This window comes from Allobosea rubneri, from assembly GCF_032464875.1.
GTDB classification, from domain to species: Bacteria; Pseudomonadota; Alphaproteobacteria; order Rhizobiales; family Beijerinckiaceae; genus Allobosea; species Allobosea rubneri.
The window spans coordinates 23,919-30,486 of the sequence record NZ_JAWDID010000064.1 but is presented as its reverse complement, the minus strand read 5'-3'; the positions used below and the strand labels follow the sequence as shown (position 1 = coordinate 30,486).

6 protein-coding genes are annotated in these 6,568 nt (G+C 68.9%); 4 read left to right on the top strand and 2 right to left on the bottom strand.

Annotated elements, in window-relative coordinates; all coding sequences use genetic code 11:
* The coding region (locus RKE40_RS25700; protein WP_316021029.1) for a DNA translocase FtsK at window positions 1–686 on the top strand (686 nt) is incomplete at its 5' end.
* A gap of 137 nt (window positions 687–823) precedes the next feature.
* Here the strand turns inward: RKE40_RS25700 and RKE40_RS25695 are convergent.
* Window positions 824–1,693 carry a LysR substrate-binding domain-containing protein gene (locus RKE40_RS25695; RefSeq protein ID WP_316021028.1) on the bottom strand — a complete coding sequence of 290 codons (870 nt, stop codon included), beginning with the start codon at window positions 1,691–1,693 and terminating at the stop codon, window positions 824–826.
* Window positions 1,694–1,985: 292 nt separating this feature from the next.
* On the opposite strand from RKE40_RS25695, the gene ilvD reads away from it, so the two are divergent.
* Both ilvD and RKE40_RS25685 read left to right on the top strand, forming a co-directional pair.
* A complete protein-coding gene (gene ilvD, locus RKE40_RS25690; protein WP_316021027.1) occupies window positions 1,986–3,827 on the top strand; it encodes a dihydroxy-acid dehydratase in 1,842 nt (613 codons plus the stop codon).
* 198 nt (window positions 3,828–4,025) lie between these two features.
* Window positions 4,026–4,802, top strand: coding sequence for a DUF1499 domain-containing protein (locus tag RKE40_RS25685; protein WP_316021026.1), 777 nt, complete (start codon window positions 4,026–4,028; stop codon window positions 4,800–4,802).
* 10 nt (window positions 4,803–4,812) lie between these two features.
* Here the strand turns inward: RKE40_RS25685 and RKE40_RS25680 are convergent, their stop codons facing one another.
* Window positions 4,813–5,760 carry an MBL fold metallo-hydrolase gene (locus RKE40_RS25680; protein WP_316021025.1) on the bottom strand — a complete coding sequence of 316 codons (948 nt, stop codon included), beginning with the start codon at window positions 5,758–5,760 and terminating at the stop codon, window positions 4,813–4,815.
* A 110-nt stretch (window positions 5,761–5,870) separates the two neighbouring features.
* Here RKE40_RS25680 and RKE40_RS25675 point away from each other — a divergent pair, with 110 nt between their 5' ends.
* Window positions 5,871–6,497, top strand: a complete 627-nt coding sequence (locus tag RKE40_RS25675) for a biotin transporter BioY (protein ID WP_316021024.1) — start codon at window positions 5,871–5,873, stop codon at window positions 6,495–6,497.
* Window positions 6,498–6,568 lie beyond the last annotated feature (71 nt).

Here is a 6,568-nt window from a genome sequence, read left to right as displayed (position 1 = left end):
CCTTGCCCTACATCGTCGTGATCGTCGACGAGATGGCCGACCTGATGATGGTCGCCGGCAAGGAGATCGAGGGCACGATCCAGCGCCTCGCCCAGATGGCGCGTGCCGCCGGCATCCATGTCGTGCTGGCAACGCAGCGGCCCTCGGTCGACGTCATCACCGGCACGATCAAGGCGAACTTCCCGACCCGCATCTCCTTCCAGGTCACCTCGAAGATCGACTCGCGCACCATCCTCGGCGAGATGGGCGCCGAGCAGCTGCTCGGCCAGGGCGACATGCTCTACATGGCGGGCGGCGGGCGGATCACCCGCGTGCACGGCCCCTTCGTCTCGGATGCCGAGGTCGAGAAGGTCGTGGCGCATCTGAAGACGCAAGGGCGCCCGGACTATCTCGATGCCGTCCTCGCCGAGGAGGAGGAGGGCGCCGGAGCGGAGGAGGACGGCGCCGTCTTCGACAAGACCGGCATGGGCTCTGCCGAGAGCGAGGACCCTTACGACCAGGCGGTCGCCGTCGTGCTGCGCGACAAGAAGGCCTCGACCTCCTACATCCAGCGCCGCCTGCAGATCGGCTACAACCGCGCCGCCTCGATCATGGAGCGCATGGAGAACGAGGGCATCGTCGGCCCAGCAAACCACGCAGGCAAACGCGAAATCCTCGTGGAGAGCCTGCCCGAGCGCGAAGGCTAGCGCCTTCTCTGATCGGCCTGAGCCGTCATTGCGAGCGACAGCGAAGCAATCCAGGGGGACGTAGTGCTCTGCCGCTCCTGGATTGCTTCGTCGCTTTGCTCCTCGCAATGACGGTCGTGCTTAGATCGGAGAATGCTCTACGACTGCGCACCTTCCCGCAGCGCCTCGGCCAAAAAGCTGCTGAGCGCACGCGCCGCTGCGGAGGGGCGCCCCGGCGCGAGATGCAGCGCGATCTCCGAGGCCGGCAGTTCGGGCAGTCCGTCGTCCCGGCCGAGCAGGCACAGGCCGGGCCGGGCGGTGCCGGCCTTGACCACGGTCAGCGCGGCGCCGGCCGCCGCCATCGCCTCGACGGCGCCGATGCTCGAACTCGAAAACAGGATGCGCCAGCCGAGTCCGGCCTCGTTCAGCGCCTCCAGCGCCCATTCGCGATACATGTTCGGTGCCTTCAGCAAGGCGAGCGGCAGCGGGCCGGCGAGCGAGAGATCGTGCCGGTCGGAAGCCGCCCAGGCGGTACGTTCGGTGCGCAGCACCTCGCCGCGCCCGTCGCCGGCGCGCTGGGTGGCGAGCACCAGGTCGAACTCCTCGCCGAGGGCGTTCATCAGGTCGCGGGTGAAGCCGGTCGTGACCTCTAGCTCGACTTCCGGATGCGACCGGGCGAAGCGCGCCAGCGTCTCCGGCAGGACGATGGTGGCGTAGTCGTCCATCACGGCAAGACGGACGCGGCCGGACACGCTCTGAGCGCGGACGACGTCGAGCGCTTCGTCATGCAGCGCGACGATACGGCGGGCATAGCCGAGGAAATCCTCGCCGGCACGGGTGAGCAGCACCTCCTGCGGCGAGCGTTGCAGCAGGGTCTGCCCGGCGATCTCCTCGAGCCTGCGCACCTGCGTTGAGATCGTCGACTGCGTGCGGGACAGGGCGGCCGCGGCGCGGGTGAAGGAGCGCAGCTCGGCGATCGTCACGAAGGAGCGCAGCAGGTCGATGTCGATATTGCGTAGAGCCGTCACAGTCCCGTTCCTTTCAGTCCGCGCCTTCTCGCCCCGTCCCCGGTCATCCCGGGCGCAGCGCAGCGGAGACCCGGGATCCATGCCGGGCCGCCTCAGGCATGGATCCCGGATCGGCGCGGCTTCGCCGCTTGTCCGGGATGACCCAGGAAATGCGATAGGCCGGCCCGTTCGCGCCCGCAGCATGGACCGCGCCGATGGTCAAAATCGAATAATTCAATTTTGGCTGGCTAGCCGCGGTTGCTAGCCTTAGTCCCAAACACTCTGTTTGGGCGTATGGGCGAAGAGGTCAAGCATGCCGAGGTTGAGATCCGACACCACCACGAAGGGCCGCAACATGGCGGGCGCCCGCGGTCTCTGGCGCGCCACCGGCATGAAGGACGGCGATTTCGGCAAGCCGATCATCGCGGTGGTCAACTCCTTCACCCAGTTCGTGCCGGGCCATGTCCATCTCAAGGATCTCGGCCAGCTGGTCGCGCGCGAGATCGAGCAGGCGGGCGGCGTCGCCAAGGAATTCAACACCATCGCGGTCGATGACGGCATCGCCATGGGCCATGACGGCATGCTCTATTCGCTGCCCTCGCGTGAGCTGATCGCCGACAGCGTCGAGTACATGGTCAACGCGCATTGCGCCGACGCGATGGTCTGCATCTCGAACTGCGACAAGATCACGCCCGGCATGCTGATGGCGGCGATGCGCCTCAACATCCCGACCGTCTTCGTCTCCGGCGGGCCGATGGAGGCCGGCAAGTACATCGCCGAGGGCGTGCTGAAGAAGGTCGACCTGGTCGACGCCATGGTCGCGGCCGCCGACGGCAAGTATTCCGACAGCGAAGTCGACGTCATCGAGCGCTCGGCCTGCCCGACCTGCGGCTCCTGCTCCGGCATGTTCACCGCCAACTCGATGAACTGCCTGACCGAGGCGCTCGGCCTCGCCTTGCCGGGCAACGGCTCGACGCTGGCGACACATGCCGATCGCAAGCGCCTCTTCGTCGAGGCCGGTCATCTCATCGTCGACATCGCCAAGCGCTACTATGAGCAGAACGACGCCTCGGTGCTGCCGCGCAATGTCGCGAGCTTCAAGGCGTTCGAGAACGCGATGACGCTCGACATCTCGATGGGCGGCTCGACCAACACGGTGCTGCACCTGCTCGCCGCCGCCCATGAGGCCGAGATCGACTTCACCATGGCCGATATCGACCGGCTGTCGCGCAATGTGCCGGTGCTCTGCAAAGTCGCTCCGGCCGTCGCCAACGTCCATATGGAGGACGTGCACCGCGCCGGCGGCATCCTGGCGATCCTCGGCGAGCTCGACCGTGCCGGGTTGATCGACACATCACTGCCGACGGTCCACAGCGCCAGCATGGCCGAGGCGCTGGAGCGCTGGGACATCAAGCGCACCACCAGCGAAGCGGTGAAGAGCTTCTTCAGTGCCGCGCCGGGCGGCGTGCCGACACAGACCGCCTTCAGCCAGGATCGGCGCTATGCCGAGCTCGACACCGACCGCGAGACCGGCGTGATCCGCGACAAGGCCCATGCCTATTCGCAGGATGGCGGCCTCGCCGTGCTCTTCGGCAACATCGCGCTCGACGGCTGCATCGTGAAGACCGCCGGCGTCGACGCCTCGATCCTGACCTTCTCCGGCGCCGCGGTGATCTTCGAGAGCCAGGATGCGGCGGTCGAAGGCATCCTCAACAACAAGGTCAAGCCCGGCGAGATCGTGCTGATCCGCTATGAGGGGCCACGCGGCGGGCCGGGCATGCAGGAAATGCTCTATCCGACGAGCTATCTGAAGTCGAAGGGGCTTGGAAAGGCCTGCGCGCTGATCACCGACGGGCGCTTCTCCGGCGGCTCCTCCGGCCTCTCCATCGGCCATGTCTCGCCGGAAGCGGCGGAAGGTGGTGCGATCGGCCTCGTCGAGGGCGGCGACGTCATCGAGATCGACATCCCGAACCGCAGCATCAACCTGAAGATCTCCGACGAGGAGCTGGCGCGTCGCCGCGCCGCGATGGAGGCCAAGGGCAAGGATGCCTGGAAGCCGGCGGCGCCGCGCAAGCGCAAGGTCTCGACCGCGCTGAAGGCCTATGCGGCGCTGGCGACCAGCGCGGCCAAGGGGGCGGTGCGCGCCATCGACTGAGCGCGTCGCCTTGGACTTCGGCGTATCATCCCGGGCGAGCGCAGCTCGACCCGGGATTCAGGCCGCAGCCTGTTCCGGCGAAGTTCAGGCATGGATCCCGCCTGCGCCGCCTCGCGGCTCCGGCCGGGATGACCCGCCGAGAGGCGGTGCCGACATCGCCCGCTTGCCTTCCGGCCGGCGCTCGGCCACCTAAGAGGCATGCACCGCCGTCTCGTCTTCGAGGAACCGGTTTCGCGTGCGGCGATCTGGAGCCGCCGGCTGGCGCTGTTCGGGCTGACGGTCGTCGTGCTCGCGGTCGTCATCTTCCGCTTCGGGCAGCCTTCCGTTGAGCGGCTGGCGCCGATCGCCGGGGCCTATGTCTTCGTCCTGCTCGCGCTGCTCCTGTCGCTCGCCGCCTTCGTGCGCATCTGGCAGGACGGACATCGCGGCATCGGCATCGCCGCCTTCGCCTTCGTGCTCAGCCTACTCCTGCTGCTGCCTCTGGCCTATGCCGGCTTCCAGCTCGCGACCCTGCCGCTGATCAGCGACGTCTCGACCGATATCGACGAGCCGCCGGCCTTCAGCCGCTCGCGCGTCGCGCTCGCGGCTCGCCAGGGACTGGTGCCGCCGGACGTAGCCCCCGAACGTCGGAAGGCGCAGCGCCAAGGCTATCCGCGCGCCCTGCCGATCGTGCTCGAGCTGCCGGCCGAGATCGCCTACGACATCGCCCGCAAGGCCAGCGTCAATCTCGGCTGGCGGGTGCTGGAAGGCGCGGCCCCGGGCGGGCGCAGCGGGGCAGGGCGGCTCGATGCGGTGGCGCATTCGCGCGTGCTGCGCCTGGTCGACGACATCACCATCCGCATCCGGCCACGCGCCGATGGCAGCCGGATCGACATTCGCTCGGCTTCGCGGCTCGGCGGCTTCGATTTCGGCGCCAATGCCCGGCGCATCGCTGCCTTCGAGGAGGAGGTAAAGCTGCTGGTGGAATTGCGCTGAGCCTCCGCCCTCACGCCAGCCGGTAGCGACTCGCCAGCGCGGGCAGGGCTTCGTCGCAGAGCACGATGCCGCGCGCGACCAGATCCTCGAGCTGTGCGAGCACGGAGAGCGAAGCCGCGCCATGCAGGGCCGGCGCCAGCTCCAGATAGATCATCGGCACCATGGCGGAGATCGTCTCGTCTCCGGCTCGCAGGCGATTGAGGATCGCAGCCTCGCGCAGACGGCGGTGCTGCACCAGCCCGCGCAGGAAGCGCTGCGGCTCGCGCACCGGCCCGCCATGGCCCGGCCAGTAGAGCCGGTGTTCCTGGCCGCGCAGCTTCTCGATCGAGGCCATGTAGGCGACCATCGAGCCGTCCGGCGGAGCGACGATGGAAGTCGACCAGGCCATGACATGGTCGCCGGAGAACAGCGTCTCCTCCTCGTCAAGCGCGAAGGCAAGGTGGTTCGCGGTGTGGCCGGGCGTCTCGACCGCGCGCAGGCTCCAGCCCTGGCCGGTAACGGCGTCCCCGTCGCCCATTACGAGGTCCGGCGCGTAGTCCTTGTCGGCGGCGGCGTCGAGCGGGTTGATCTCGCCGAGCGCGAGTTCACGGGCCGGGCGATGCGGGCTGCAGCCGACGATCGCGGCGCCGGTCGCGGCCTTGACGGCGCGGCTCGCCGGCGAATGGTCGCGATGCGTGTGGGTGATGACGATCTGCTCGACGCTCTCGCCCGCGACGGCCGCCAGCAGATTGGCGACATGGGCGGGATCGTCTGGGCCAGGATCGATGATCGCGACCTTGCCGCGGCCGACAATGTAGCTGCAGGTGCCGGTGAAGGTCATCGGCCCGCCATTGCCGGCGACGATCCTCCGGACCAGCGGCGAGAGCTGCACCACCGCGCCGGCGGCGAGCGCCTCCCGATCGAAGGCGAGCGGCTCGGCCGCCTCGTCACGCCGGTCGTCCTGGTTGCCATTGCTCATCGTCGCATCCGGGTTCGTGCATCCTGGCCGGTTGTGGGCCGGTGCCGGGTTTTCTATAGACGGACGAACCGGGCGTCGACGGTGCCCGCCCAGAAGAGGATGAGACGCCGATGGCCCAGTCGCTGCCCTTGCCCGCCGACACCATGGTCGGCTCCGCTCTTCCCGCGCTCTCCGATCCGCGCTCGCGTCTGGTGCGCAATGTCATGCTGGCGTTCGCCGGCAGCCTGCTGCTGGTGCTGGCCGCAAAGGTCAAGGTGCCGCTCTGGCCGGTGCCGGTGACGCTGCAGACGCTGGCGATCCTGGCGCTCGGCGCCGCCTATGGCCCGCGGCTCGGCCTCGCCACCGTCGCGCTCTATCTCGGTTACGGCCTCGCCGGTCTGCCGGTCTTCACCAACACGCCGCCGATGCTGGCCGGCCCGCTCTACTTCGCCGGCCCGACCGGCGGCTTCCTGATCGCTGCGCTGCCGGCCGTCGCCGTCGCGGGCTGGGCGGCTGCGCGCGGCGCCTCGCTGCTGCGCCTCGTCGCCGGGCTGGTCGCCGCGGACCTCGCGATTCTCGGGCTCGGCTGCCTCTGGCTCGCCTTCGGCGCCCAGATGGCGAGCGGCGCGACCGGGATCGGCCTCACCAGCGCCTGGGCCGCCGGCGTGCAGCCCTTCCTGATCGGCGAGGCGCTCAAGGTGGCGCTGGCGGCGAGCCTCGTCGGCGCCGGCTGGACGCTGCTGAAGCGCCGCGGCTGAACGCGACATCCTTGTGGACTGCCGAAAGCCGGGGCGCTTGCCCCGGCTTTTTCGTTTGCGGGTGGTGAAAG

Bases quoted from the DNA above. Each gene is read 5' to 3' on its own strand.
- ilvD (WP_316021027.1), top strand. From the start codon at position 1,986: ATGCCGAGGTTGAGATCCGACACCACCACGAAGGGCCGCAACATGGCG.
- RKE40_RS25685 (WP_316021026.1), top strand. From the start codon at position 4,026: ATGCACCGCCGTCTCGTCTTCGAGGAACCGGTTTCGCGTGCGGCGATC.
- RKE40_RS25680 (WP_316021025.1), bottom strand. From the start codon at position 5,760: ATGAGCAATGGCAACCAGGACGACCGGCGTGACGAGGCGGCCGAGCCG.
- RKE40_RS25675 (WP_316021024.1), top strand. From the start codon at position 5,871: ATGGCCCAGTCGCTGCCCTTGCCCGCCGACACCATGGTCGGCTCCGCT.